Origin of the sequence: Paenibacillus cellulositrophicus, from assembly GCF_009363095.1 — a bacterium.
Lineage (GTDB): Bacteria > Bacillota > Bacilli > Paenibacillales > Paenibacillaceae > Paenibacillus_AQ > Paenibacillus_AQ favisporus.
The window spans coordinates 157,376-183,029 of the sequence record NZ_CP045295.1; the positions used below are offsets into that span (position 1 = coordinate 157,376).

Genomic DNA, 25,654 nt, shown 5'->3' on the forward strand with positions numbered 1-25,654 from the left:
TGGGCAATGATCATGCAGTAAAGATTACTTCAATTCGATTTTATAAAACAGTTTCTTTCTTTGCTGCTTGTGCTTTTTCAATGGATTCGCCTTCAACATCGATATTCGGCAATATACGTCCTAGCCATTTCGGGAGATACCAAGCCGAGCGGCCCATTAGGGTCATGACCGCAGGCACGAGGGTCAGCCGTACAATAAATGCATCAAACAATATGCCGAACGCTAATGCCAAACCCATCGATTTAATCATGACATCTTCGACGAAGATGAAGCTTGCGAACACGGCAATCATGATAAGTCCGGCTGCAGTTACGACGCTGCCGCTATTCTTAAGACCGGACAATACGGCATTTTTCGCATTTCCCGAATGATTGAATTCTTCGCGCATGCGACTGACCAGGAATACCTCATAATCCATGGCTAATCCGAATAGAATGCCTGCAGTCAATATAGGCAAGAAGTTTAATACTGGACCAGCTACAGGGATGTTAAAAAGGTTGGCCAGGTAGCCATCCTGCACGACAAATACGACGAATCCAAGTGTTGCCGTAAGCGTAAGGAGATAACCTAACACGGCTTTGATCGGAACTAAGATGGAACGAAATACCATCATGAGAAGAATCAAAGCTAATCCCACAATCAGAGCTGCAAATTTAGGCAAAGCCTCATTTAATTTCTCAGAAATATCGATATTCACTGCCGTTGTACCAGTAACCATCACCTCAACTTGATCCTGTTGCTTAATTTCAGCTGCCTTATCGCGGATCAAATGAACCAGATCGCTAGTTTTCTCACTTTTTGGATCGGTTCCAGGGATGATTGTTACCATGGCTATTTTGCCGGTTGCGTTCGTGACAGGCGGAATTGCCATTGCCACATTCGTCAGCTCGCTTAGTTCCTTCCCTACCTTCGCGAATGTCGCTTGCGCATCGTCTGCTGACTCCGCTTTAAGAATCACGGCGAGCGGTCCATTCATGCCGGGACCAAACCCTTCCGCTATCAAATCATATCCACGGCGTTCCGTTGTTTCGACCGATTTAGAGCCTTTATCCGGAAGACCCGTTTGTAAGTGCAGTGCAGGCAGGCTTATTGCTCCTAACAGTAAAATGCCTGCAAGAGCGATCGGTAATGGATACTTCGTAATTATTCGTCCCCAACGACTCGACTGTTCGCTGACTTTAGGGGGAACCTGAGTGGAAGCAGCCTTTGCCTTCGGACGAATCCGTTCGCCTGCAAATCCAAGAAGCGCGGGAATGAACACGACGGAAATCATTACGGCAACAAGTACCGTGAATGCTCCCGCTACGCCCATTACTGTAATGAATGGAATTCCTGTTACAGATAACCCGGCGAGTGCTATAATAACTGTCAATCCAGCGAATATAACAGCGCTACCGGCGGTAGCATTTGCATGCCCAATGGACTCTTCTACACCTTTGCCTTCCATGAGATTCTGTCTGTATCTCGAAATAATGAATAGGCCATAGTCAATTCCGACTGCTAATCCGAGCATGATTGCTAGAATTAAAGAAAATGATGCCATTTCGATAAAATTAGAAGCAATAATGACGGACATGACGCCTATCCCGAGCCCGATTATGGCTGTTAGTATAGGTAATCCGGCAGCGAGCAAGGATGTAAACGTAATTGCCAGGATCATAAATGCGGCAATGATGCCAATGACCTCTGATATACCGCCAATTTCAAGTTCAGAGAATTCGACGGTTCCGCCGAGTTCAGCCTGTATACCCTCGCTGCGCGCTTGCTCCACACTTTCCAATACGAGCTTTTTAGATGCATCCGTGACTTGTAAAGCCTCTGCTTTGAATGTGATTAGCGCGTATCCAATCTCTCTGTTATAACTGATTGTACCTCCCTCGTATGGGCTGACGATCGATGCGATCTCAGTGTCCTTAGATATGGACTCTAGCGTCTTAGCGATAATGTTTTCCGTTTCTTCTGATTCCAACGTTTGACCTTCAGGAGCTTTGAATATTACCTGAATCGTACCGCCTTCAGGCTCTGTACCTTGCGAGAACTCTTCTTTCAATACATTCATCGCTTCCTCGGATTTGGTGCCAGGAATGGTTATTTCACCGTTTAAATGAATACCCATTCCCAGCCCAAGGGAAACGGTGATGAAGAGTACCATCAAACTTCCAAACAAGACTTTCTTTTTGTTTCTAGCAGCCGACATTCCAAGCCTATATAAAAACGCTGCCATTCTAATCACCTTCCTCTACTTGGATGAATATTTGTCATTATAGCGTTTTGGCAGCGTTATGATATCGTACATGTGGGCATTCATAGTAAGTACTTTTGGGCATTCCCATAAGGGAAGAGGTTGAAATTGGCTGGAACTTACTTCACCCCAATGTAGCCACTTTTATGTTATTAGACATGGTATCTTCACTATTGTCCCTTGAAGTTAGACTGCCATTGCGGTTTCAGTCTGTTATTCAAACTGCCCGTTTGCTTAATTCATTCGAATAATATGATTCTCCCAGAATGTAGCCACATTTGTGTCAAAATCCTACAATGGGGTCACATTTGTGCATTTTTTAATGACACAAATCTAGCCACATAAAATAAAAAAAGCCCAGAGAATGATCATACCCCTGTCAAGTAGACAGATGAAAAAGACTAAGCAGTCCAGCACGTGCCTGAACCCAATCGGCGCGCGCTGTTTGAGTTTTGCCTGAAACCGCTGGTAGTTGTAAAAGTAGATGTAATCTTCAACGGCTTGATGTAACTCTTCTTCTGATTTACACTGAAGGAGGTACAACTTCTCCGTTTTGAAATGCGAAAAAAAGGAATCGATGCATGTATGAGGCTTTTTTCGAGTGTCTACTTTGATAGGATAATACCAAGAATCAGGCTTTAGTACTTCTTGTAATGGGGTCACATTTGTGTCATTAGACAGATATACTGTTCCATTCGAATCAGTAATCAGCTTCATCAATCGGCGATTCCATTTATGACCACCAGTTGCAATTCGTTGTATAAAAAAACGAGCTCTCACTTTCCCTACAAGGGGCTCGCCTTTCGTAAATCGCAGCTGAGCAAACTTACGTTCCCTGTTATCTTAACGATGAATACCGAGAGTCCATACCTTCATGAAGTACTTCACGATGCCTTCAATCCTCTAATATTTACACATTCTTAGCTGTCCTTCGCTGGGAATCCGCTATGCTCGGAAATTCGAATAGGTCGAATGTAACTTTTTGACCCTCTTTAAGAAACCGAAAACCGTTTGGTAACCTAATTGGGTCTAGTAGTATTTCGCTAAAGTGAACAAATACATGGTTGCCGTCCTGACCGCCTAACATTATCCGCCCATAACCTTTATCTTTTTTGAACCATTTTACAATACCCCATCGTATTTCCCCCATATCAGCACCTCCTCTATCGCTTTATTAATTATCACTGGGATTCGGCTCGGTAATCGGACTATGTTCTCGTCCATTACGGTAATAGGTACAAGCTCCTGTCCTCGACTCAGTACAAGAACTTGTTCCGATAAAACAAAAAAGCCGCTATAATAGCGACTCTCAATGGGACTATGTTCTTGTCCCTCGACAGCTCCTAACATCCTATTTTGTTGCTGAGGGTGTTCCAAGGTTTACTTTTGGGACACCCTCTTCTTCTCAAGATGGTAATTCATTATGGCTTCAAAAGCTCGTGTTGGTGCCCACTCAGCTTGATTTTGTACTGTCCAAATGTTTTTTTCCTTTCATCTGAACTTAGATTTCCAGCGCGTTGATAACCGAATGTAGAGATCCCATCTTTATCAATGGGCCAATCATAAACCTTACCTAAGGTATCAAACCCATAATAAAATCCTGGCTTACCTAAATAATCTGAAGACCATTGTCCATTATTGTGTGTTGCATATTTCAAATTGGTTGTTTGATCGGCATCTAGCAAGCCACGTTGATACTGAGTTAGATAATAGACATTGCCTAAATATGTTTTTACCGACTTTATAGGCACATTTTCAGCAGCTACTCTTGAAATCGATTCTCCATTTACCTGATATAAAATAAATTTTTGCGTTGTATTGTAGTCATAAATCAGATAGAAGTCACTCTTCTCAGTTTTGAACCAAATATCTCCAAGATGAACTGTGTTCTTGTCGTCATTTGTTACATGATAACTAAAGTCGTTGAACGTATAGAAATCTTGGCTTACCCGTAATTTATTGTTCTCTTTTGTTATAACCAAATATTTATCACTATAAATAACATTCTTACCTTCGTAGGTCAGCCCATAGACGCGAATTAGTTTGGACTCTTCAATCGGTGAAGTATTGACATCCCTTATAATAATAAATCTATATGGCTGAGTTTCAGTGCTTTTTTGATATACTACTTTTTTGTTCAGAGCCTCCCCAATGTATCTTAGAGGAATATAGGTTGAGCCATTGTAGATGTTTGCAGGTACATCCATAACAACGGTTTTACCGTCTATAGTGATGTTTTTATTTTTTATTTTCATTAAAATTGTTTTATTTGAATACTGAATGCGAATGGACTGACTTTTTGTATTGAAATCTACTACTGCACCAAATCCTTCAGATATCAAACGAAGTGGCACTAATGTTCTGCCATCTTTAACAATCGGTTTTACAGCCGATTCCTTTTGACCATTGATTAATGCCACGGAACTGTCCAGGGAAAGAACCATCGTGTTTTTAAAATCAGTACTCGTATCATTTTTAGTTTGAATACTCTCTGCTTCAATCGTACCCATTAAGGAAAAAAATAATGTGGAAGAAATGATAGTTAATAAAAGAAAAAGCTTTGACTTCATAAATACACCTCTCTTTTTGTATATTAGCTTTAAGTTAACAATATATGTATAAGCTGTATTATACACGTAAATTTACTGAATTACCCGAAAGTTACCGGCTTTCCAACTTCGACTCCCCGGAAGTCCTGGGTCCGAGCCACGTGCTTAGACTTAGCGATATCCCCCCCGACTATGAGAGTCGTTGATGTGACTTGAGTTATTCGCTCGTTTTGAGTAGAATTCATGTTGTATTCTCCTTGGTTTTGTTTTGGAATCCGTTCGCTGGCTGCTACCGGGATCCCAAAACAATTTTACCAGGGAGTCTTTTTCTTTCTCATACCTGATATTTCTGCGTTATAGGAATGCTTCCTGTTAGCTTAATGAGCTTATCGGTAATCGGCTCATGTTCTTGTCCATTACGGCAATCGGTACAAGTTCTTGTCATGGGCTCGGGACAAGAATTTGTACCGATAAAACAAAAAAACCGCTAACATAGCGACTTACAATGGGACTATGTTCTTGTCCTTCGACAGCTACTAACTGTTGGTTGTCCCCCGATAGTTTCTTAAGGATTAATCTGTTTGTTTTTGCTCTCCATCCGTTTAGTTGTACAGGGCGGACGACCGGTCTCCGTATATTTTATCGAGATGCTTTTCACCCCATAAGCAGAGGCTTTCCAGGATCTCTTTCAGGCTCAAGCCGTATTCACTAAGCTCGTACTCCACCTTGGGCGGAATTTCATGATAGACGATGCGGTTGACGATGCCGTCCCTCTCGAGCTCGCGAAGTTGCTGTGTCAGCACTTTTTGCGTGATATCTGGAATTAATCGTTTCAGCTCGCCCATGCGTTTCTTGCCGGTCGTCAATTCGTATAGGATGACGCTTTTCCATTTGCCTCCGGCCACGTCGAGTGCGGCCTCCATGCCGTTGCGGTATTTTTTCATGCTTAAATCACCTTTGCTTTCTCCGATTAGATGGTATAAAAAGAATACTATAGTACCTGATAGTACCTATCGTACTTTGAGGTACGTACTTCACAGAATAGAGTATATCATCCATAATGACTTTTTGTAACCGGCCGTCGGTGATCGATTCAACGGATTCTGCTGATGCCGCCGGAAATCTAACGCAGAGGAAGGTCAATATATATGAGAGCTCTTGTTACGGTCACGCACCCTCGCCAAAATTCGCTTACGCACGCGGTGATGAATCGTTTCGTGGAAGGTCTGCAGCAAAACGGCCATGAGGTCGACCTGTTGGACTTGCATCGCGACGGGTTCAACCCTGTCTATACGCTCGAGGACGATCGAGACTGGATAAATCCGGACAAGGTCCACGGCCCCGAGATTCGTAAAGAAATGGATCGGATTCTTGCTGCGGACACGCTCGTTTTCGTTTTCCCTCTATGGGGGTACAGTGTCCCGGCAATGCTTAAGGGCTACTTGGACAAAGTATGGAATATGGGCATGTTCGAGAAAATGAACGCGAAGAAGGTACTGTGGATTTGCCTAGCCGGCGGAGAACAGGCGCATATGGACAAATACAAGCGCGAGGAGACGTTGGCGCATTATCTCAATATCCTGATTTCCGGCTATGCGCGAGTGAAGGAATCCAGAGTCGAGTTGCTAAAAGGTACCCTCCACCAGTCAGAGGAGCATGTCATCGGGCTGCTCGAGCGCGCGTACCGACTGGGATGCGAATACGAGTGACCAACGGCCGCCGGGAAAGGAACACGTTTCCGGTGGCCGTTAGCTTAATGAAGCTGCATTGGAAACATATTTAAATGGTTATCTAATCGGTAATCGGCTCATGTTCCTGTCCTTTACGGCAATCGGTACAAGTTTTTGTCCTCGACTCGGGATAAGAACTTGTACCGATAAAACAAAAAAGCCGCTATAATAGCGACTTTCAATGGGACTTTGTTCTTGTCCCCCGACAGATTATTTGTTCACCTCTACGTTCTAAGAGCGGCAAATATGGATCGCCTCAGGCGCCCCCTGATCCTCTTCGGGCCATCCGTATCGCTAGAATGAACGAAAGCTGCTGCGCCACCATAAGCAGCATCCCTCCGAAAGCGGACTTGCTGACGATTCCGTATTGAATCGCCCCGACGGGTTGGGATATACATAAAATGTGTTGTGGATGGCTATATGCCATTACACTTGAACCGGCCATGACCATACATATGGGAAACAGCAGTATGCTTCCTAAAACGAGCAACTTCTTTCGATTGTTCCACAGCCGTCCGGAACGCTCTGCCCGAAAGAAGTGTTCCCACATGAGCCAGGCACTTGCTAGCAAACCAATATGAACCATAAAACGTAGAATAACTATTTTTAATAGCACGTTGAATACAATGGGCAGCAACAATACCGACAAAAGCAAAAAGAAAACCAGTTCAGCAAACAGTCCATACCTGTCGTTTTGCAGCACCCGACATCCTCCCGGCAGCCGGGAAAGCAATGCATTCCGAATCCAGACCGGCAGGCCTGCAAGGAACAAGGGAATCATGCATAGATATCGAATGCAGAGCTGTAACACGTAAAAATCGATCGATTCCTTGACTAGCACGGACAAAAAACTGCCGTAACCGAAATAAAAACATACTAAACCGGCATAAAATAAAGCTTGTCTATTCCAAGGAATCGCGACGAAAACGCCTGCACGACTAGGCTGAATATTGCCTGCTTTGGCATATAACAAAGCAATACCTGCAGCGACGACCAACAGCTCCGGCGTCAAAACAGCATGCCAACCATACAGTTCTACCAACAAAAACACAAGCATCTTCCTTTCACACGTTCACTACCTTCCGCCCATCCATCCCTGCTCATATGCATATCGCGCCAGTTGAACCCTGTTTTCGAGGTGGAGTTTTTGAAGGATGTTTTTCAAATGGTTTTTTACGGTATGCTCCGAAATTTCCAGTTGGCTCGAAATCTCTTTATTGCTTAAGCCCTTGGCAACAAGCCCCAATATCTCGCGTTCCCGCGCGGTCAGCGGACTCATCTCATCGTCCTCGGTGCCCATGGGAGAGAGCTCCTTCAATATGCGAAAAGCTAGCTCGCGCGTCATCGGCGCTTCATCAACGGCGATCGCTCTCAAATACTCATGCCATGCCTCCGGTTTCAAATTTTTCAGTAAATAGCCTTGGGCGCCTTTCTTGAGCGCGTCGAAGAGATGGGCGATATCGTCCGAGACGGTCACCATCACCACCTTGACATAAGGATATTTTTCCTTCAGACGTTTGGTCGCTTCCAGTCCTCCCATTCCCGGCATTTGGATGTCCATCAAAATCAGATCAGGCATCCATATCTCACTGAGTTTTAGTGCTTCCTCCCCACTGCTTCCTTCTGCCACCACGTCGAAGGCCGGGTCGTCTTCCAAAATCATTCGGATGCCTTCCCGGGCTATTTCGCTGTCATCGATGATCATTACGCGGAATGTTGACATGTTACTTGTCCTCCTTTGCGATTGTAATCCACGTTTCCTTCTCTATTCGTTCAATGAGCAGCAGCCAGGACATATGATCGGCCCGATCCCGCATCATTTTCATGCCATAACGGTTTCTACCGGTGGCCGTCTGTGGATCGAAGCCTTTTCCGTTATCTGTAATTCGGCATAACCATCCCATGTTCATTGCCATCGCCTGAACGCGCACCCGCGTCGCATCGGCGTGCTTATGGATGTTGAGCAGCGCCTCGCGCATAATCGCCAGCAATTCCACTTTTTCCTTGGGACTAAGCAGTTGTTCGGGTAGATCCCACTGCAATTCGAATTCCAAGTCGGTTTCCCGGCGCAGCTCGTCCATGAGGCTTTCTATCCCTTGCAGCCACGGGTTCCGGTCCACGTCCGCCGCAAGCCGCAAATTCGCAATGGCTTGTCTTACATAATCGTTTGTGCGGTGCACACTCTCTTTCAATTTATCTAATGGCAGCCCTTCCGCCTGTTTCATCTGTTCCATCCGTGAAACTTGCGCGTTTAAAAAAAACAGCGACTGCGCGATCCCGTCATGCAATTCCCTAGCAATCTTTTCTCTTTCCTCCAATACCGCCTTCTCGGCTTTCGCATGATTTAGTTCTTCCTGATTTTGTTCAATGATCGTAAACAGCTGTGTCAAGAATAGAATCGTAACCAACAGCACTAGCAGAGGCGCAAGCCAATTACCAAACTCCATCGATATATAGGGAAGCAGAAACTCATGCCGAACGTACTCCCAAATTCCAATGGTTAACGTGGGAATCGTCAGGATCAGCCATTTGATTTGCTTATATGTCAACCTTAAAGTCTCCTTCCAAGTACAGTCCGTACCCTTTATTTTATCCCGAAGCAATTCGAACAGATATGACTCCAAATGGCTATAAGCAGTGGATTTACGATCGAATTTTTGTCAAATACATGAAATTTACGGTGTTTCTCACCGTTACGTCGACTCATAGCGCTATAGTAGAATAAGCTAGAACGTGACAGACCGTTTAAGCATGATAAGTTACTATATTTGCCAACATAAAAACACCTCCAAGTTTATATCCATCCCGTACGACATGGTTGGTTTTTCTTGAAGGTGTTTTGATTTGTACAACCTTATAATTATCTGATATAACAAATTACTTGATAGGGATCATCATCCACGGTGCAATTTCGTTAATGATGGATTACAGTCATGAACGTTCCAAGGCTTTGATATCTTTTTTGATTTTGTCGTAAGGAGGCTCTTGGCCATCGTAGAAGGAAACTACGGTTCCCGTTTGATCAACTAGAAAGAAAGAAGTGCCATGGATCACTTGATCCGAAGTCGTATCCTTCTGTATCGCCATCTTGAAATTATTACGGGCAAAGGTTTCGATGTCATCGAATGAATACCCCGTAAGTCCCTGCCAGTTGGTAAGGTCATCACTGAACTTACTGATATAGGTTTTGATTGCATCGGGATGATCATTCTCGGGGTCAACTGAAAACGAAACCAGCTCAGCCTTAATTCCGGCGTTTTTCAGTTCTTTCTGAAGATCCGACATATTGGCGGTTAACATGGGGCAGACGGTAGTACAGTGCGTGAATATAAAATCAGCCACCCAAACCTTGCCCTTTAAATCCGAAATGTCTTTGCGATTTCCTTCCTGATCGATATATTGAAACGATTCAAGTTTAATATTGAGCTTGTGCGGTTTACCATCTCCACAAGCGGTGACGAGCAGGACGAAAACAAGAAGCACTGCCAGAAAATAAACGTTTCTGGTCTTAACCATGGTCATCTCCTCCTTTATTTACTTCTTGTCTGCCAACCAGGATCCGAGTGCCTCAATCTCCTGCTCAGATAACCGGCTCTTAAATGAAGGCATTCCGCCGCGTCCTAGGGTGATTCTCTCCATGATCTCTTCCTTGGAGAGCTTGGACTCGATTTCTTTCAAGCTCGGGCCGACCTTGCCGCTTAGATCAGCAGCATGGCAAGACAAACAATTTTTTTTATATAGCATATCTGCCTCTGAATCTGTCTCGACTGCAGCCGTGTTCGTTTGATTCTGCTGGCTGGAATTACCTCCGCATGCGGCCAACATCAAAACGGTGATGATAGAAACAGCAAATAACGACAATCTCATTTTCATCGTTCTTCCTCCTTTTCCCTAGAATGATCGGCTGGCTGATAAACATCAGTGTTGATGTGTGCTCTGATTCGGATCAGCATTCGCCTGTGCTATCTCTTTCTCTGAAACGTTACCTATAACCAGCTGCCTGCGCGGCATGTTATGCATACCGCGGGCAGACACGTGTGCGATAACATAATAAATGCCTTCTGACGGGAACTCTTTTTCAATGCTGTATACACCTTCACCCTGATGCTTACCTTTAAGCGTCTCGTGATTTTTATCGCCCCACTTCCATACCTCGAACTCTACCTCTTTGGCATCGTTGACTGCGTCCCCTCCCTGTGAGACGCTTGCGCTTATCGTAACAGGCTGATTCAGTACGATCTTATCTGGGCTAGTTTTGATGTCTACGTTAATAATGTCCTGGAAAATGCCTTGCCCGGATTCCTTGTCATACGCCGAATCTGAACATGCAGACAATATGAACAGGCCGGTAGTTACAATCGCTACAGATACTGCTTTATGCATCTTACTGTTCACCAATCCCATACCCCCTTCTTTGCTCCGATCTTTTCCAAGAGTATCTGAAATAACGTCTGCTTCATGCCGGCAAGCGACTCTTCAGTACACGTCGAGTCCGGCTTGTATTGCAGCTTTTCAGCACGCGAGAGCTTTGATTCCGTTAAATTGTTCGTCACTTTTGCCGAATTAAAGCAAGGCGGTGTAACGACCCATTGCAACGAATGATCCAAAATCACCCTTGTATTCCCGGGGGTTGAACGGTCACCCGGATGAAAAGCAAGATAAAAACTGTCAGCACGAAAAAAATACTGATTGCTGAAATGACTTTTACTTGAGCTGACATGAATCACCTTCCCCCTAAAACAAGAAATCACTTACTTGAAATCTTAAATGGAGTCTACCTTTTAGACCGAAGTAAATAGAGAAAAAATGGAGCCCCAATAGCCCCCATAATAATGCCAACAGGAAGTTCCACCGGTGAAAAAAGCATTCGCGATATCAGATCGGAGGTTTCAAGCACAACGATCCCCAGTAAGGCGCTGCATGGCAATAACCAACGATAATCATTTCCGATCATTAACCTTGCAAGATGAGGGATGATCAGACCTACGAAACCTAGAAGTCCAGCGACGCTGACTGCTGCGGCTGCCAGCAATGAGGCCAACGTAAGCAGAAAGACTCTTACCCATTCCAGCCTAAGTCCAAGGGAAACGGCGGTGGCTTCTCCGAGGAGCATGATATTGATCCAGCGTCCGCACAGGCAAGCCGCTATAGCTCCAGGAAGAATATACGGCCATAAAACTTCGACGTGGGGCCAGCTTTTGGCGGACAGACTCCCAACCATAAATGACAACACCCCTTCTACTCGATCACTATAAAATGTTAACAATGCCGAGATACCCGAATTCAAAAATGCGGACACGGCAACGCCGGACAAGATTAACCGCACTGGAACCATACCATTCTTCCAGCCCAGCATATATATGATCAGGGCAGCTATGACAGCCCCCGCAAAAGCAGCGGGTACCAGCAGGTGGCCGTATTCGGGTAATGCCAGTAGGATACCAATGCCGGCAACCCCTGACCCTGAAGATATGCCAATCACATGCGGGTCCGCCATCGGATTCTGCAGCACACCTTGAAGAATCGTCCCCGATAAGGCAAGTCCCATTCCAACCAGAGCTGCAATCAATACCCGTGGCAGGCGGATATTCCATATAATCGAGTAAGCATCCACATCTTTATGCCCCGTAAGTATGGATATCATATCCACCGGATTGACTTTCACCACCCCAATGCTAAGACTAGCTGTTAAAGTCAGTAGAGCCATCATAAGCAGGGTCAGAAGCCATGCGCTTCGCTTCGTCAATAGCTGGTTCGTATTCCGCATTAATTCCCTGCTACTGAGTTAGGGTATACAAGTTTTTTCATGTATTTGAGAGAATCAGCAATTTGGATTCCAGGACTGGTAACAAACATGGAGGGTGGAAGAATGTGAAGGTCACCGGATTTCACCGCCTTCAGAGACGACCATGCCGGGTTACTCTCAAGCTGCTGTTGTATCATCCGTTGCCCATCCTCGTTCGAGCCATGAACAACAATGAATAGATAGTCGGGATCCAGTTCAGCCAGCTTTTCCATGCTAAAGGGTACTGAACTAGGCATCTTTCCTGACGGAAGCGATTCAGCAACATTTTTCATTTTCAACAAACGTGCAATGTCCAGGGCAATGCTCGATTGTTTTTGCAGTGAGATATTGTTCGCCATCAGCGTAATGATTGCGTATTTAGGCCCATCTGAAGGCAGGGATTGGGTTAATGATTGAAGCTGTGCATCCATGTTACCGACAGCGAGATTGGCATCCTGCTCCTTATCCAAAATTTTCCCCCATAGCTGTGCGTTTTCCCGAATGTCGGCTATTGAATTGATGGTCAAAATAGCAAAAGGGATTCCGGCGTCGGTAAAAGTGTCAATCAGGTTTTGATGGAATAGCGGTTGTCCAATCACCAAATCTGGTTTCAGTTTCATAATTTGCTCCATGTTCACACTGTTTATGGCTCCGACTTGCTGGACATCTGCCGCTTTCTCCGGGATATCGACGCCTGGAGAAGTTGCAATGCCCACGGCTTCTCCGCCTAGTTGATAGAAAAGTTCTGTAATTTCATTGTTAAGGATGACGATACGCTCCGGCTTGTTTTCTAATGTAATGCTCCTACCGCTGTTATCTTCAAAAGTAAGAAAGTGCTTATTCGTTTTATTGCTATCGTGTAAATCAGTCGTTTCAGTGCCGCTACTTGCTTGCCGCGATGGGATGGCTGGCGAATTTCCGCACCCCGCCATAATCAGCAGCCCTAGAATCAAGGTCCATGTCAACCCATTTTTCCATGCCATTCAAACCTACCTCTTCTCTTGCATGTTTTATTCCACGCTCTCATGACAGCTTGTTCATTGTTCTCGCTCCTTTCTTCAATGGTTACTATATGACAGTCGGAAGAGGATCGAACAGACTCGAACGAGCTATAAAATCAAAAAAAAATGAACAACCTGCATCAGAATCACCTTCCAAAGGGAACATAGTTAAGGAAGAAAAGTATACTTTTACCTTCTTTCATACCTGTTTTATCTGAATAACCCCATAGCGTCCTTTAAGTTTGTCTCCCTTGTAAAACTTGATAGCTTTAATTGCAAAATACAAGAAAAGTTCACAACATTATGAAAGTAATAGCCCTTATGAGTTATTGGCGTATTGTTCGACCTAGGTATAATTAATATCGTTAAAAATCCAGATCCGACTGGACAAGTAAAGAAATATCCGAAAAGGAATAGCTTACAGCCAAAATTGGCCAAAAGTGGCATAACGCATCATTTAAAAACGGAGGCTTGCTTACGAATGAATAAAAATAAGTATAATCGGTTTTGGCGGTGGCATTTTTATGCCGCGTTATTTATTACTCCCTTGCTTATTACATTAACTTTAAGTGGAATCGGGTATTTGTTTTATCCAAATATTGAGAATAAAATATATGACCATTTATTTTTCGGGGACGGTGCTCAGACGGAACAGCTCACGATTGACGAAGGAATTGAAAAAGCATCGCGGCAATATAAGGATTACTCTGTCTCAAAGGTGATTATTTTAGATGATCCCTACAATGCACGATTGACGATGACAAATGAACAAGGCCACCAAAAGTATGTTTTTTTAGATAATCATAATCAAATCGTTGGTAATCAAAATGCAGCTCATACTTTTTCGAATGTCATGAGGAATCTTCATAGTTCGCTCTTTGTAGGCGGAACCGTCGTTAATTATTTGGTTGAGCTGGCAGCTTGTTGGGCCATTTTCCTATTGTTTTCCGGAATTTATATGACATTCAAGGGAAATGCATTGAAGAAAAAGAATAAATCAACAGACCGGCAAAAAAGCTTGAAATGGCATGCATTAACAGGAACCATCATTACGATTCCAATGGTTATCATTATTTTTACCGGCTTACCTTGGTCCGCATTTATGGGTAACTTTATTTACTCTGCAGCTCAAAAATATCCGGCGATCGGAACTCCCACATTGGCAAAACAAGCACCCACATCGGATATGAATGAAATTCCGTGGGCGACCCGTAAAAATGAGGCCCCCACTTCAACCGAGTCTCATGCCGGTCATGCAGGACATGGAAACATGGCGAATATGAATATGGATGACATGTCAATGAACAGCAACAAGATCACCCTCCAGCAATTGATGAATGAGGTTGATAAAAATCATATCTCCAAACCGTACTCGATCATTTACCCAACGAGCCAGGATGGAGTGTATACCGTATCTAAAGGAAGTAATACGGGAGTAACCGGCTTAGATGTTAGCCCATACAAGGAAATAACATCCTATTTTGACCAATATACCGGCCAGTTCATATCCAAGGTTGGTTTTGAGGATTATGGCATTTTAGCAAAATGGTTTACATGGGGGATCCCGCTGCATGAAGGCCATTTGTTTGGCTGGCCCAATAAACTGTTGAATTTGGTGGTTTGCCTTGCTTTCCTGTTTGTTATTTTTTGGGGATATAAAACGTGGCTTGCACGTAAAAAAAAGAACTGTATTTCTGCTCCTCCATCAGGCAAAATATCGGCCGGGTTTATTGCATTCATGGTGATATTAGGTTTATTGATGCCTCTTTTCGGAATCTCATTCATTATTGTCGCGATAATTGAAGTCATCATTAACCTTACTCATAAGACAAAGGAGAGCATTTCAAGCTGATTCTTTAACTCTGACCGGAGCCTGGCGCGGGATATGGAAGGTTCAAGACCTCTTCATCCGTTTGCTTGGGCTCCTTTATGAACATCTCGGTCTTTTAAGTCTTACCACGCTTATCAAGCAATCACTTGATCGCGGGTTCGTATGATATACAATATAGTTTCAGGGATAAGGATAACGATTAAGCTGCCTATTACATAAAACTGCGATCCGTAGTTATGGCTCTTTTACTTCAGTTTCTGCTTCTTGTACTTTCTGACTCTCCTGCTCTTCGACTTCTCTGATCCGTCGATAAAAGTCACTCGACAAATAACCAGCTCCCATCGGTAAGTGTGATATTTCATCTAATCCAATTTTTTCCATATTTTGAAGTGGACATTTTAGATTAAGGGCACTTAGATACGCTTTTTGACCATAACTGTATTTGGACTCCGTTACATCTGCTACCCATTTCTCGTTCGGTTTAGTCGCAGTGAAATGTCCATTTTCTCCATATTCAATCTCTTTGATAATGGCGAGCTTCTCATTTGGGGTATATGGAATGCCTGACATGAAAAATGCTCCCCTCACAGTAGCAGGTTTTATTATTTCACCTGTCTACTATTTGGGGAGCATATCAAGAGGATGGCCTTAATGCTTGTCGCAAGATTATCTATTTATACAAGTTCGCCGGTCCAACGAATTATGAAGCGGGTGAAAGCTCGATCCTCGTTTCCAGTCCTTTCAGGAACTGCTCTTCCTCCACTTCCTCCGCAAAGTCATCCCGAATCAGGAAGGGCTTCACCGTCAAAAATGTACTCGTCCCCGAAGTCGAGGCGTATCGGCGATCGAAGACGAGGCGGTTCCCGTCAATCTTGCCTTCCCCGTTGAGTGCAGGCAGTCTGCGTCCTTGATCGTCGTACACAGCAATCCCGATTCGGGTTAACCGCTTCTCCTCATCCCACGTTAGCGTCTCCGCACCCGCCAGGGTGACCGCGGTCTTCAATCGGGCCGTGATCGGCGTGACCGATACGTCAGAAACCTCGAAGGTAAGGTCTCCCGCACTCGCGCTAGTATCGGGCTTCGCCTCGATTGCTTGGACGGCGGCCTTCCGGAATGGAATCTCCACGACGAATTCGTGGTCGATGCCGTCCATTTTGATCGTAACCGCTCCATTGAAAGAATCCGGAGCCTCGCCCGGTTTCATCACATGCTCAAAGACGAGCGTATTCGGGGATGCCTCGCCGGCACTCCCGAAATTCAAACCTTCGTCCTGTGCCTCGCCATCCACTGTAAAGAACACATTCTCGATTGCGCTGGAAAGCTTCATCGCACTCAGCCAACGCGGACTACGACTTTGCCGAATGGCGATTTTTCGCGATAATATGTCAGGGCTTCCTTGGCTTTGTCGAAAGGGAAGACTCGGTCGAGAACCGGCTTGATCCGGTGCTTTGAGATTACGGTGTTCATCGCTTCGAACTGCGTTCGGTTGCCAACGGCTATCGAACGCAATCCGTATACATTGGAGACTAGCGCGTTGAAGTCGATCGTCTGCGTCCGATCACTCAAGCCTCCAATCAAACTGATATGCCCTTCAAAGGCCGTCGACATGATGGATTGTATAAGCGTGCCCGCGCCCCCGACCTCTATGACGCGGTCAACGCCCCGTCCGTCGGTCAATTCGCGTACCGCCTTATGCCAGTCCGGCGTTACCCGGTAATTAATTACTTCGTCTGCACCAAGCGCCTTGAGTCGCTGTGCTTTGGCTTCGGATGACGTAGTAGCGATGACCCGCGCGCCGAGCGAATGAGCTAATTGCAACGCAAACAGGGAGACGCTTCCCGAGCCGAGCGTAAGGATGGTATCCCCGGCAACCATATTCGGGCCGCAAGTGAGCGCATGCCAGGCAGTAACGCCTGCGCAGGGCAACGCCGCGGCTTCCTCGAAGGAAAGATGCTCCGGGATTGGGACTAACGCCTCTTCACGCAGGACAACATACTCCGACAGCATGCCGTTTAGCGAACCTCCGAGCTGCGCGGCATTGGCCAGACTGAACGGGCCATGCGTCCAATCTGGGAAAATGGAGGCTACGACTGGATCGCCTGGCTTCACGCGAGTAGTCCCTTCTCCGACCTCCACGACTTCACCGGCTCCGTCAGATAGCGGAATGACGTCAGACCGAACCGGCAGTGGATAAACCCCCTGGAAAATAATCATGATTTCCCGATAATTCAGCGAACATGCCTTTACCCGAACAAGCGCTTCTCCCGGTCCTGGGACGGGAATGGCGTGCTCCCTAAAGGAGATTCCATTCAGCCCTTTTCCCATTTCCACATGATAACTTCTCATCTTTTGCATCTGTAAGTTCTCCCTCGTCTATACCTCATCGGTAAACTGATAGTCCCTTGCGATCCTGCCGTCTTCCCCTAACAAAATAAATACCGTGCCCGCACCTAGCGTCTTGCCGCCCCCAGACGGCACCATGACCCAACCGAGCCTGATGGCGCCGTGATGATGACTGACGTTGTTCAAAGGCTTAAATGTATAAGAGCCTTGATCGACGAATTTGTCGAACGCCTCGACGATTCTGGCTTCGATGGCATCGTGTCCCTTTTCTTCGCGCGTGTCCGTGCAATGAATCGCTCCTTCCGTCCACAGCTCCTCGATGGCCTTCCTCCGCAAGCCTGCATCCGGTTCGTTCCAGACGGCGTTGTACGCCGCCGCTAGCGCAGCTATTTCCTCGCTCACTACATGCATCATATCCGTTCATCTCTCCTTTTTTTGAATGATTTCTCTTACTCAATGTATCACTTAAACAAGACAATTCCCGTCTTGTTTAGAAAGTCGATTTTTGATGGGGGATTGAGATCCGGATGAGCAATTACTTTGAATCGAGAGACTAGAATCAACTGTTTTATGGAAAAGATCATTCAATATATGAAAGTACAGTCAGTGCGGAGATCCCATCCATAAATGACAAGGTGAGGTTATTATTAAAAGCAGCGGCAGTCTAGTCTAGGTCTCATATGCTCCCCTTTCGAGTTCCTAGTACGTCACTGCTTTTTTACGAGTCAGTCTAATTCTGTTTGTCGGGTGATCATGTCGTTTGAGCTTAGAGTAAGGAGAAACGCCAAGTCGGACGCACTTCAGGGCTTAGCGTATATTTTCGTTAAAAAGTTGGCGGTACCCAAGAAAGGATAATTGAAAGCATAAAAGCACAGGCTCCCTTTTGTACTTGCTTATGCTTATTTATTGGTATATTTCGAATTCATTTTTCAATCGTTTAGACATCAATCTAATCGGCAATCGGAATATGTTCTTGTCCATTCCGGCAATCGGTACAAGTTCTTGTCCTTGGCTCGGGACAAGAACTTGTACCGATAAAACAAAAAAGCCGCTAAAATAGCGACTTTCAATGGGACTATGTTCTTGTCCTTCCACAGGTAGCAATCACAATCCCAATCCATGCGCTGCGGCTCCTCCAGACAATCATGTTCTTGTCCCTCGACAACAAAAAAGCCGCTATAATAGCGACTCTCAATGGGACTATTTCGTTGCTTGGCTGCGTCCTACTCTACCAGGACCTTTCGGTCCAAGTACGATCGCGCTAGAGGCTTAACTGTCGTGTTCGGGATGGGTATGCCCGGGACACCTCTAACATCACCACCTAGCAAACGTTATTCAAAAAAAAGTTTACCGCGAGAAATTCACTGCACTTTCTCATCGTTTCAAGTACTACCCTTGAAAAACTGGATACGAAACAAATCTGTATTTTAGCCCCTGCTTTATTCTTCCAGGTGAATTTGGATAACCCCTGGACCGATTAGTACCTGTCAGTTTTATGCATAACATCTACCTCTGGCCTATCATCCTTGACTCCCTGCTATGCTCCCGAAGTCAAACAGTTGATTCATTCTCTTCATGCCGTTACCGGTGATGCTATGAAGGGTTTACAAAGTTAGATCACTGTTTTTTCTTCTGTGACCATGATGCCGACAGAGCTGTAGTCAATGAACTTCTTTTCGTCGGGTTGAACTTTTTGCAGGTAGTTGTCCGATGTGAAGAATGCATCATGGTCGGCCCAACTGTCGAACCAGATTTCAGTAAGCCCATCATACGCTGGTTGCGGATAGCCCTCGGCGGCAACCGGGTGAGACACCACATATTTTCGGACATACTTCTTGGCCTCTGGGATCGAGGTAAATAACGGAGCGTGGTTATGTCGATGGTATTCTACGAACTTATCGACACTCATCCCCCCGATCCGATTGATCATATATACAAACTTTATCATGTCGTTTTCCACCTTTCTGTAATAGAGGCTCATTCGTTGTGGCGGTTTACTAAAACGTAAATTTCGTTTCGTTATCCAGTTTTCAAGGATCAAAGCAGTTCATTCGATACTGCAACTCAGACAGCTTAAATATGAGAGTTGAACTCTCAAAACTGAGCAGCGAGTGAATAACAGATCTCAACCTGATTCGTTGATTTTACTCTGTAAAGTCTCATTCTCATTACTCATTTTTCAAAGATCAACTTCGTTATTCATTACAGCCTTCTGATCAAATAAATTTCTATATTCCTAAGATTATTGAATTAATTATCAAAAAAAATTATGTCAACAAGAAGGGCGAATATTTTTCCACCACTCTGCGGTTCAGGCTGTAATAAATAAATGTTCCTTCTTTCCTCGATTGAAGTAATCCGCACTCCGACAACTGCTTCAGATGATGCGATAATGTCGAGTTGGCGACGTTTTTTAACTTCTCTCCCAGCGAGACGCAGCATTGGTCCGGTTCGCTTGCAAGGAGTAGGACGATACTGATCCGCGTCGGCTCTCCAAGAGCTTAGTATACTTTTATGGCATCGCGCATCTCCGACTTGCTTTCCATGTACTGTCTCCTCGTTTTTCATCTATATTTCCTTATTTCTAAAAGTATAAAAATATAGTATGATATTTTTTCTTATTTGTAAATCCCCATCAAAAAAATTTTTAAGCGTGATTTAAAGGGGACCTTGTTCTTGTCCCTCGACATAAATTCTACGCATAGTTTTCTCATAAAAAAAAGCATCCCATCAAAATGCGGGTGCTTTTTTTTTGGGAGTCAGCTTCAATACGTTCGCTTTATCGCGAATGCCATGTGCTCCCTCTTTACTAGCGACGATGAACCGGAGCTTGCCCTTGGACGTTGTTGCAGTTACTAGTTTCGCTTATGCTGCTTCGGAGACTTGCCCCGGCGCTGAACACCGTCATGCAGCTTCTTCGCTTAATCGATATCCTCTCCCAGCGTGCTCTTATCAACGTCAATCCCGAGAACTTCGATTTCATCGAGGAAGACCCAGACGTTGACAGGGAATTCGACTTTGACGTAGCGGGCGTACACTTTATCAGCTCCCGCTTCCCCAGGCACGCCGTCAATTATCCCGCTCCAGCTCACGAACTCGGCCGAGGCTCCATCTTGTGCCGGTGGTGTAGTAACGGTTGCAAGCCGGCTCCAGGATTGGCCGTCAGATGAGACGGAGAAAGTGACGTTTTGAGGGAAATAGATGCCGGGTCCTTTATCCTGAAGAAAATGGGCTCTAACTAGCCCGATCCATTTGCTGCTGCCCAAATCGAATGTGATTGTGCGGCTCCGTTCGTCAGGGTAGTCGCTTCCCGCATAGCCCTGCCACTGCTTGTTGCCGTAATCTGCCCCGCCGAATTGGCCGTTCGTAAGTTCGTTCCCGGAATCGGGATAGTTGCTGTTAGGCGGCTTCGAAACCGAATAATTTTTGCCAAGAACCAGATTGCTGAGCCCCGAGCCGTCAGACCAGGTATGAATGAGAACTTGGGCATAGGTATCAAGCAGTGTTGCTGCCGGAGCGGATATCAGCCCTTGCGCTTGCACGGCTGGATCGTGAATGTGCGCGAGAAAATCCTGCATATACGTTACGGCATCCTTCGGCTTGTTTTGTTCCAGAAGAAGCTTGATGATCTGCAACCGATACGACAACTCACTGCCAAAAACCGAATCGATTTCTTTCGATGCGACATAACTCCGTACAAGCTCAGCCATCGTCTCCGGCGCCGGGCTGCTGTCAATGGCGTACGTTCCGTTCAAATATTGATACAGCCAGTCATACATTAAACGCAAACCGGGATCCTTACTTACCCCTAAGTTGTATACTGCATTATTGCCTTGATAGTAAGCTCTGAAACCATTTTGCATCAGGCCGGACCTGACGCCGCTGTCCAAGTATTCGATATAACGCTTGCGGAGTACGGGATCTGTCAGCATCCCGTCATCAAATTCAATTTCGTTCCCCATTCCGTAACGCTTTGCATTATTCGCAGCATCTTCCAAACGGTCGGAGTCCATTCCGCCAAAGAAGTAATTCGGCTGGTAAGCCGCGGCGTCCATCCCGACGTCTTTCCACATAAACATTTTGTAAGCTAAAGAGTGAGGAATCCAGAAAGCCTTCATCTGCATGGCATGCACTTTTTCTGTCACCGCGCGAACCATGTCCGGTCCCGATTCGGATATCTCGATTTGTTCCGGCATCCAATACATGCCGACAAGATCAAGATTAGAGTAGCTTTCCGCCTGCCATCTTTGCTGGGTCTGATCCAGCCACCACTGCACCGCTTTTTTCCTGTTTTCAAACGCTTTTTCTTTGCCTGCGACGGAGTCGTTAAAGTTTAAGGAACCGCTGCCGTCAATATCGCCAAAATCTGTTAAAGATTCCCCGGGATTCGGAATCATTAACACAACCTTAACTTGATGATCGGGCTGTTTCAGTTTAGCCCCAATTTCCTTGGCTGCCTCATTCAACTGCTGCATATCACCTGAGGGTGCAAATGTTTTATCCAAATACCATTTCCAATCGTCCAGGTTCGTTTGTCCGAGACCGAAATCGCGGCCGGCAGGCGAAGCAATCCCGAGATATAGAACGCCGTCAAAAAGCCAATCGACTGGCTCACCGTCTTTATTTACATAACTGATGTTAGGGATAATCCGTTTCTTGTTCCAATTGCCCATACCATTCGCGTATTGTCCGTTATACAGCAGATTCAGATTCCGGATACCAGCCGTATCTTCCCCCGGCTCCAGAAAATGAGGCTGCTCGGCAGGAACCTTTACCGCCCCGTCAACCTTGCCGTCCGCACCCATAATTTCGACTTCGTCAATATATTCCCATAGCGAATGATGCATCGTAAAAGCTATCTTCACATAACGGGCCAAAGCCACTTTGCCATCCGTATTCCCGCCTTTGATTCCATCCCGGTTGCCATCCCATTCAAAAGTCTCGTGTCTGGGCGGTCCTTCTCCCCAAAGCAACTGAGTAGCGTTATGGGAAAGCAGCCCCCAATTTTCCTTATCATCAGAGACATACATCGATACCGACAGCGGGACGAGGATCGAGTTCGCTGGATAATCTTGAAAGAAATTAGCCGTAATCTTTCCAATCGACTTTTCCTCTCCTAGATCGAATACGATTTCGCGCGTTTGTCCGCGTACATGTCCTACCCATGCCGGGTCGTTCATATTTAATGTGCCGTATTTTCCGTCCGTAAGCTTGTGTCCATCATCGGGATGCGAAGCTTCCGGCGCTTCTGACCATTCGTACGGTAGGCCAACCGCGAGATTGCGGAATTTCGTCTGCTCTTGTGGATTACCAGTATCATTTTCTGCTTCCGTCTGGTCAGCATCTGCCGCCTGCTGGATCGTCACAGCCGGCACAGTTGATTTCGCCTGCACCGCAGAGACCGGAGCCATTAACAATTGGGCCGCTATGAATGCGGATAGCCATTTTTTATTCAAATTCATCAAGGCCAGCTCCTTTTCTTTATTCTCAAGTATAAAAATATCGAAAAACAACTTTAAATCTTTATTTCTACTCCGGGTTCCCGCTTTTGCGAAATTAGGTATAAGTCATCCGCATATCGGGATATCTGTTACATGGATAGGCATCCTAAATTTACCAGATTTTCATGTGATTCAGGTTCAATGCGCCTTTCCCGCCAGGAACTCATCGATTTGCCTTTGAAGCTCCTGCTGGATCTTTTTGAGAGCGGGACCAGCCTCCGCTTCGAATTTCTTCAATGTTTCGTCCGGATCTATAACCCCGTTAAACAGCGCCGTGGAATATTGTCCATCGACAGTATTGTACTGACTGATTTCGTTTTGCACCGGGGTTCCGTCGAATTCGAAGCCGGCCAAAATATCGGTAGTGAACATGTCGGCATCGCGAAGCACGGCGTCCATTTTCTCATTCTCCGGGTCGCCATGTTCTTCACTGCGCTCATCGACTGGATTCCATACCCAGACATAGCCGAAAGCAGAGTAGCCGGAAGTATCCAGAAATTTCATTTTGTCCTCTCCTACCGGTTCCCAGTGCTTTCCTGCGATTCCGTAAGAGAGCAGATCGTAGTTTTCCTTCTCATTCGCCCAGTTCAGGAACATCATCGCCCGCTCCTTGTTCTTGCTCACCTTCGGAACAGCGAGAAAGTTCCACTGTTTGAAATTGGTGATGTTTGCACCCTTCGTCGGATCGAAGAATGTGACTGTTTCCAGCTCGCCGCCTGGCACGTTATTCTTGAACGTGTTCTTGAATTGGTCGCCAATGCCGAACGCGCCGTTCGGCACGATTGCCACTTTGCCTGCCGAGACTGGCTGCTGGAAATCTTTCGTCGTCAAAATGTCCTTGAAGATCAGTCCGTCGACAAACCATTTGTGCGTGTTCGCCAGCCACGTCCCAATCGGCTCCCGCTCTTCCAACAGATTGTATACTTTGCCGTCATTGTTTTTATAGTAGAGCATCAGGCTATTGCCAAGTGCGTGAGTCGGCCTGACATGTGACTCGTAATCGTTAAGCGCATGGTGGCCGACGAATGAATAAGTGGAAGAGCCTGCGGTCATCGGGACGATGCCTTTCTCTTGCTCCTTCACCTTGTACGCGAGTGCGATCAATTCGTCATACGTCTTGATCGGCGGTACGCCCAGCTTCTCTCGAATGTCCTTCCGCACAATGTACGAATTGCCGGACATGTAGCTGACACCGAGCGGAACGGCCATAATTTTGCCGCCGTACTTGTTGTAGTCCCACATTTGCTTCGGCCGTTTCTTGAGCACGGTTTGGCCGTATTGGGCCAACAGATCGTCCAGTGGCTCGTAGAATCCACTTGCGATCATCTGATTGATATGCAGCCATGGCGCATCGAAGATAAGATCGATGTTTTCGCCGGAAGCGAGCGTTACCTGTGTCTTTTGCGCCAGATCAGACCAGGGTACGAACACGATATCGAGCTTGACATTGATCGTATTCTTCATGCGCTTTTCTGCTTCGGCGATAACCAAATCCATATCCGGCGGTCGATCGCCAGGAATCATGATTTTCAGGGTCACCTCTTCAAGCTTGGCACCACCGCTGGCGATGTCCCCGGTCTGTCCTGATGGTCCGGGCGTCTTCCCTCCTCCTTCGTTCTTGCCCGAACAACCCACAATCGTAACGAGTGTGATCAATAACACCAACGCGATGGGCAATAGCTTTTTCATTGTTCATCCCCCCTGATTAAACTATTGAGAAAATAGGTGAATGGGCCAGTTCGAAAACATCAGCACGCTAAAGCTCGAACCGGCCAGACACGCTTCCCGCTTGCCGTACTATCCTTTTACCGAACCAAGCGTCAAACCTTTAATAAAGTATCGCTGAATGAACGGATAAACGAACACGATCGGGCCGATGGTAATGCAGACAATAGCCAGCTGCATGCCATAAGTCGGCAAGACGACGTTGTACTGCGTCTGGCTTACGCCCACATAAGCCATAACATTCAAATTGGACATAAGCTGGCGTATCATCATTTGCAGCGGCAGCATCTTGTAATTGTCGATGAACAGCAATGACAAGTACCAGTCGTTCCAATATTGCAGTGCATAGAACAGGCTCACCGTCGCGATAACAGGCAGCGAAATCGGCCAGATGATTCGAAAGAAAATATAGATATCATTGGCGCCGTCCACAGTCGCAGCTTCATTCAATTCATATGGCAACGTCCGGTAGTAGGAGACAAGAATGAAAGCATAGAACGGATTGAGCAGATAAGGTAAAATGAGCGCCCAAACCGAGTCCTTCAAATGCAGCCAGTTGGCAATTAATATGTAGAAGCCGACCAGCCCTGTACCAAACAGCATCGTCAGGAAGGTCAAAAACGATAAAATGTGGCGGTACTTCACTTTCCGGTGGCTCAGCGTGTACGCATAGGCTGCTGTCACGAGAACGCCCAGCGCCGTGCCGGCGATCGTCACGAAAATCGTAATGCCGTAGCTTAGAAACACCTGCTTGCCGGATAGCAAGAATTTGTACGCATGGAGGCTGAATTTGCTCGGCAGCAGCTGGTACCCCGCCGTCTGCAGAAGCGATTCATCGGCGAACGAGTTGATGAACACAATCCAGAACGGAATGAAGCAAAACAGCGCAAACGCACCCAGCACCGCGTACATCAAAACAAGAAATAACCGTTCTCTCATGTCGATCA

Annotated in this window: 24 protein-coding genes, 1 rRNA gene and 2 pseudogenes; 2 read left to right on the plus strand and 25 right to left on the minus strand. The window is 45.9% G+C overall.

Annotated features, from left to right (window positions below):
- Window positions 1-40 precede the first annotated feature (40 nt).
- The 6 genes and pseudogenes from GCU45_RS00520 to GCU45_RS00545 all read right to left on the minus strand — a co-directional run bounded on the left by GCU45_RS00520 (window position 41) and on the right by GCU45_RS00545 (window position 5,735).
- The gene (locus tag GCU45_RS00520) at window positions 41-2,224 is read right to left on the minus strand and encodes an MMPL family transporter (RefSeq protein ID WP_152397634.1); all 2,184 of its coding nucleotides are present in this window, start codon (window positions 2,222-2,224) and stop codon (window positions 41-43) included.
- A gap of 351 nt (window positions 2,225-2,575) precedes the next feature.
- A complete protein-coding gene (locus tag GCU45_RS34500; protein WP_152397635.1) occupies window positions 2,576-2,959 on the minus strand; it encodes an IS3 family transposase in 384 nt (127 codons plus the stop codon).
- A gap of 193 nt (window positions 2,960-3,152) precedes the next feature.
- The gene (locus tag GCU45_RS00530; RefSeq protein ID WP_152397636.1) at window positions 3,153-3,392 is read right to left on the minus strand and encodes a cold shock domain-containing protein; all 240 of its coding nucleotides are present in this window, start codon (window positions 3,390-3,392) and stop codon (window positions 3,153-3,155) included.
- A 271-nt stretch (window positions 3,393-3,663) separates the two neighbouring features.
- The gene (locus GCU45_RS00535) at window positions 3,664-4,812 is read right to left on the minus strand and encodes a copper amine oxidase N-terminal domain-containing protein (RefSeq protein WP_152397637.1); all 1,149 of its coding nucleotides are present in this window, start codon (window positions 4,810-4,812) and stop codon (window positions 3,664-3,666) included.
- Between the two features lie 86 nt (window positions 4,813-4,898).
- Window positions 4,899-5,036 (minus strand): annotated as a pseudogene (locus GCU45_RS34095) (IS110 family transposase); the annotation flags it as partial.
- Between the two features lie 357 nt (window positions 5,037-5,393).
- The gene (locus GCU45_RS00545) at window positions 5,394-5,735 is read right to left on the minus strand and encodes a winged helix-turn-helix transcriptional regulator (protein ID WP_152397638.1); all 342 of its coding nucleotides are present in this window, start codon (window positions 5,733-5,735) and stop codon (window positions 5,394-5,396) included.
- Between the two features lie 204 nt (window positions 5,736-5,939).
- On the opposite strand from GCU45_RS00545, the gene GCU45_RS00550 reads away from it, so the two are divergent.
- The gene (locus GCU45_RS00550; RefSeq protein WP_152397639.1) at window positions 5,940-6,500 is read left to right on the plus strand and encodes an NAD(P)H oxidoreductase; all 561 of its coding nucleotides are present in this window, start codon (window positions 5,940-5,942) and stop codon (window positions 6,498-6,500) included.
- Between the two features lie 277 nt (window positions 6,501-6,777).
- Here the strand turns inward: GCU45_RS00550 and GCU45_RS00555 are convergent, their stop codons facing one another.
- The 9 genes from GCU45_RS00555 to GCU45_RS00595 all read right to left on the minus strand — a co-directional run bounded on the left by GCU45_RS00555 (window position 6,778) and on the right by GCU45_RS00595 (window position 13,289).
- Window positions 6,778-7,572: a cytochrome c oxidase assembly protein gene (locus GCU45_RS00555; RefSeq protein WP_167527040.1), complete on the minus strand. Its 795-nt coding sequence runs from the start codon at window positions 7,570-7,572 to the stop codon at window positions 6,778-6,780.
- Between the two features lie 24 nt (window positions 7,573-7,596).
- Window positions 7,597-8,244: a response regulator gene (locus tag GCU45_RS00560; RefSeq protein ID WP_152397641.1), complete on the minus strand. Its 648-nt coding sequence runs from the start codon at window positions 8,242-8,244 to the stop codon at window positions 7,597-7,599.
- Between the two features lies 1 nt (window position 8,245).
- Complete coding sequence (locus GCU45_RS00565; RefSeq protein WP_152397642.1) at window positions 8,246-9,070, minus strand: sensor histidine kinase; 825 nt, start codon at window positions 9,068-9,070, stop codon at window positions 8,246-8,248.
- Between the two features lie 382 nt (window positions 9,071-9,452).
- Window positions 9,453-10,037 (minus strand): SCO family protein, encoded by a 585-nt coding sequence (locus GCU45_RS00570; protein ID WP_152397643.1) that lies wholly within the window; start codon window positions 10,035-10,037, stop codon window positions 9,453-9,455.
- Between the two features lie 18 nt (window positions 10,038-10,055).
- A complete protein-coding gene (locus GCU45_RS00575; RefSeq protein WP_152397644.1) occupies window positions 10,056-10,394 on the minus strand; it encodes a c-type cytochrome in 339 nt (112 codons plus the stop codon).
- Window positions 10,395-10,439: 45 nt separating this feature from the next.
- Window positions 10,440-10,916, minus strand: a complete 477-nt coding sequence (locus tag GCU45_RS00580) for a FixH family protein (protein WP_167527041.1) — start codon at window positions 10,914-10,916, stop codon at window positions 10,440-10,442.
- Window positions 10,913-11,248 (minus strand): hypothetical protein, encoded by a 336-nt coding sequence (locus GCU45_RS00585; protein WP_152397646.1) that lies wholly within the window; start codon window positions 11,246-11,248, stop codon window positions 10,913-10,915. Before GCU45_RS00585 ends, GCU45_RS00580 begins: the two co-directional genes overlap by 4 nt.
- Window positions 11,249-11,295: 47 nt before the next feature.
- Window positions 11,296-12,288, minus strand: a complete 993-nt coding sequence (locus tag GCU45_RS00590; RefSeq protein WP_152397647.1) for a FecCD family ABC transporter permease — start codon at window positions 12,286-12,288, stop codon at window positions 11,296-11,298.
- Complete coding sequence (locus GCU45_RS00595; RefSeq protein ID WP_152397648.1) at window positions 12,288-13,289, minus strand: ABC transporter substrate-binding protein; 1,002 nt, start codon at window positions 13,287-13,289, stop codon at window positions 12,288-12,290. Before GCU45_RS00595 ends, GCU45_RS00590 begins: the two co-directional genes overlap by 1 nt.
- Before the next feature lie 499 nt (window positions 13,290-13,788).
- Between GCU45_RS00595 and GCU45_RS00600 the strand changes: the two genes are divergently transcribed.
- Window positions 13,789-15,159, plus strand: coding sequence for a PepSY-associated TM helix domain-containing protein (locus GCU45_RS00600; RefSeq protein ID WP_152397649.1), 1,371 nt, complete (start codon window positions 13,789-13,791; stop codon window positions 15,157-15,159).
- Window positions 15,160-15,372: 213 nt separating this feature from the next.
- On the opposite strand, the gene GCU45_RS00605 is transcribed toward GCU45_RS00600, so the two are convergent.
- The 10 genes and pseudogenes from GCU45_RS00605 to GCU45_RS00645 form a co-directional block, all read right to left on the minus strand.
- Complete coding sequence (locus GCU45_RS00605; RefSeq protein WP_152397650.1) at window positions 15,373-15,708, minus strand: hypothetical protein; 336 nt, start codon at window positions 15,706-15,708, stop codon at window positions 15,373-15,375.
- Window positions 15,709-15,838: 130 nt separating this feature from the next.
- On the minus strand, window positions 15,839-16,465 hold the full coding sequence (locus GCU45_RS00610; RefSeq protein ID WP_152397651.1) for a DUF5643 domain-containing protein: 627 nt from the start codon (window positions 16,463-16,465) through the stop codon (window positions 15,839-15,841).
- Window positions 16,466-16,470: 5 nt separating this feature from the next.
- Window positions 16,471-17,493 (minus strand): zinc-dependent alcohol dehydrogenase family protein, encoded by a 1,023-nt coding sequence (locus GCU45_RS00615; protein WP_208837091.1) that lies wholly within the window; start codon window positions 17,491-17,493, stop codon window positions 16,471-16,473.
- A gap of 18 nt (window positions 17,494-17,511) precedes the next feature.
- Entirely contained in the window at window positions 17,512-17,895 is a 384-nt protein-coding gene (locus GCU45_RS00620) for a nuclear transport factor 2 family protein (protein WP_152397652.1), read from the minus strand.
- Window positions 17,896-18,691: 796 nt separating this feature from the next.
- Window positions 18,692-18,806: ribosomal RNA gene (gene rrf / locus GCU45_RS34505) — 5S ribosomal RNA — on the minus strand.
- Window positions 18,807-19,093: 287 nt separating this feature from the next.
- Window positions 19,094-19,429, minus strand: a complete 336-nt coding sequence (locus GCU45_RS00625; RefSeq protein WP_152397653.1) for an EthD domain-containing protein — start codon at window positions 19,427-19,429, stop codon at window positions 19,094-19,096.
- Window positions 19,430-19,748: 319 nt separating this feature from the next.
- Window positions 19,749-20,027: pseudogene (locus GCU45_RS00630) on the minus strand (ArsR/SmtB family transcription factor).
- Between the two features lie 375 nt (window positions 20,028-20,402).
- On the minus strand, window positions 20,403-22,943 hold the full coding sequence (locus GCU45_RS00635) for a DUF4855 domain-containing protein (RefSeq protein WP_244364363.1): 2,541 nt from the start codon (window positions 22,941-22,943) through the stop codon (window positions 20,403-20,405).
- A 177-nt stretch (window positions 22,944-23,120) separates the two neighbouring features.
- A complete protein-coding gene (locus tag GCU45_RS00640; RefSeq protein ID WP_152397654.1) occupies window positions 23,121-24,671 on the minus strand; it encodes an extracellular solute-binding protein in 1,551 nt (516 codons plus the stop codon).
- Window positions 24,672-24,779: 108 nt separating this feature from the next.
- On the minus strand, window positions 24,780-25,646 hold the full coding sequence (locus tag GCU45_RS00645; protein ID WP_152397655.1) for a carbohydrate ABC transporter permease: 867 nt from the start codon (window positions 25,644-25,646) through the stop codon (window positions 24,780-24,782).
- Window positions 25,647-25,654: the final 8 nt, after the last annotated feature.

Bases quoted from the DNA above. Each gene is read 5' to 3' on its own strand.
- GCU45_RS00520 (WP_152397634.1), bottom strand. From the start codon at position 2,224: ATGGCAGCGTTTTTATATAGGCTTGGAATGTCGGCTGCTAGAAACAAA.
- GCU45_RS34500 (WP_152397635.1), bottom strand. From the start codon at position 2,959: ATGAAGCTGATTACTGATTCGAATGGAACAGTATATCTGTCTAATGAC.
- GCU45_RS00530 (WP_152397636.1), bottom strand. From the start codon at position 3,392: ATGGGGGAAATACGATGGGGTATTGTAAAATGGTTCAAAAAAGATAAA.
- GCU45_RS00535 (WP_152397637.1), bottom strand. From the start codon at position 4,812: ATGAAGTCAAAGCTTTTTCTTTTATTAACTATCATTTCTTCCACATTA.
- GCU45_RS00545 (WP_152397638.1), bottom strand. From the start codon at position 5,735: ATGAAAAAATACCGCAACGGCATGGAGGCCGCACTCGACGTGGCCGGA.
- GCU45_RS00550 (WP_152397639.1), top strand. From the start codon at position 5,940: ATGAGAGCTCTTGTTACGGTCACGCACCCTCGCCAAAATTCGCTTACG.
- GCU45_RS00560 (WP_152397641.1), bottom strand. From the start codon at position 8,244: ATGTCAACATTCCGCGTAATGATCATCGATGACAGCGAAATAGCCCGG.
- GCU45_RS00570 (WP_152397643.1), bottom strand. From the start codon at position 10,037: ATGGTTAAGACCAGAAACGTTTATTTTCTGGCAGTGCTTCTTGTTTTC.
- GCU45_RS00575 (WP_152397644.1), bottom strand. From the start codon at position 10,394: ATGAAAATGAGATTGTCGTTATTTGCTGTTTCTATCATCACCGTTTTG.
- GCU45_RS00590 (WP_152397647.1), bottom strand. From the start codon at position 12,288: ATGCGGAATACGAACCAGCTATTGACGAAGCGAAGCGCATGGCTTCTG.
- GCU45_RS00595 (WP_152397648.1), bottom strand. From the start codon at position 13,289: ATGGCATGGAAAAATGGGTTGACATGGACCTTGATTCTAGGGCTGCTG.
- GCU45_RS00600 (WP_152397649.1), top strand. From the start codon at position 13,789: ATGAATAAAAATAAGTATAATCGGTTTTGGCGGTGGCATTTTTATGCC.
- GCU45_RS00605 (WP_152397650.1), bottom strand. From the start codon at position 15,708: ATGTCAGGCATTCCATATACCCCAAATGAGAAGCTCGCCATTATCAAA.
- GCU45_RS00610 (WP_152397651.1), bottom strand. From the start codon at position 16,465: ATGAAGCTTTCCAGCGCAATCGAGAATGTGTTCTTTACAGTGGATGGC.
- GCU45_RS00615 (WP_208837091.1), bottom strand. From the start codon at position 17,493: ATGCAAAAGATGAGAAGTTATCATGTGGAAATGGGAAAAGGGCTGAAT.
- GCU45_RS00620 (WP_152397652.1), bottom strand. From the start codon at position 17,895: ATGATGCATGTAGTGAGCGAGGAAATAGCTGCGCTAGCGGCGGCGTAC.
- GCU45_RS00625 (WP_152397653.1), bottom strand. From the start codon at position 19,429: ATGATAAAGTTTGTATATATGATCAATCGGATCGGGGGGATGAGTGTC.
- GCU45_RS00635 (WP_244364363.1), bottom strand. From the start codon at position 22,943: ATGAATTTGAATAAAAAATGGCTATCCGCATTCATAGCGGCCCAATTG.
- GCU45_RS00640 (WP_152397654.1), bottom strand. From the start codon at position 24,671: ATGAAAAAGCTATTGCCCATCGCGTTGGTGTTATTGATCACACTCGTT.
- GCU45_RS00645 (WP_152397655.1), bottom strand. From the start codon at position 25,646: ATGAGAGAACGGTTATTTCTTGTTTTGATGTACGCGGTGCTGGGTGCG.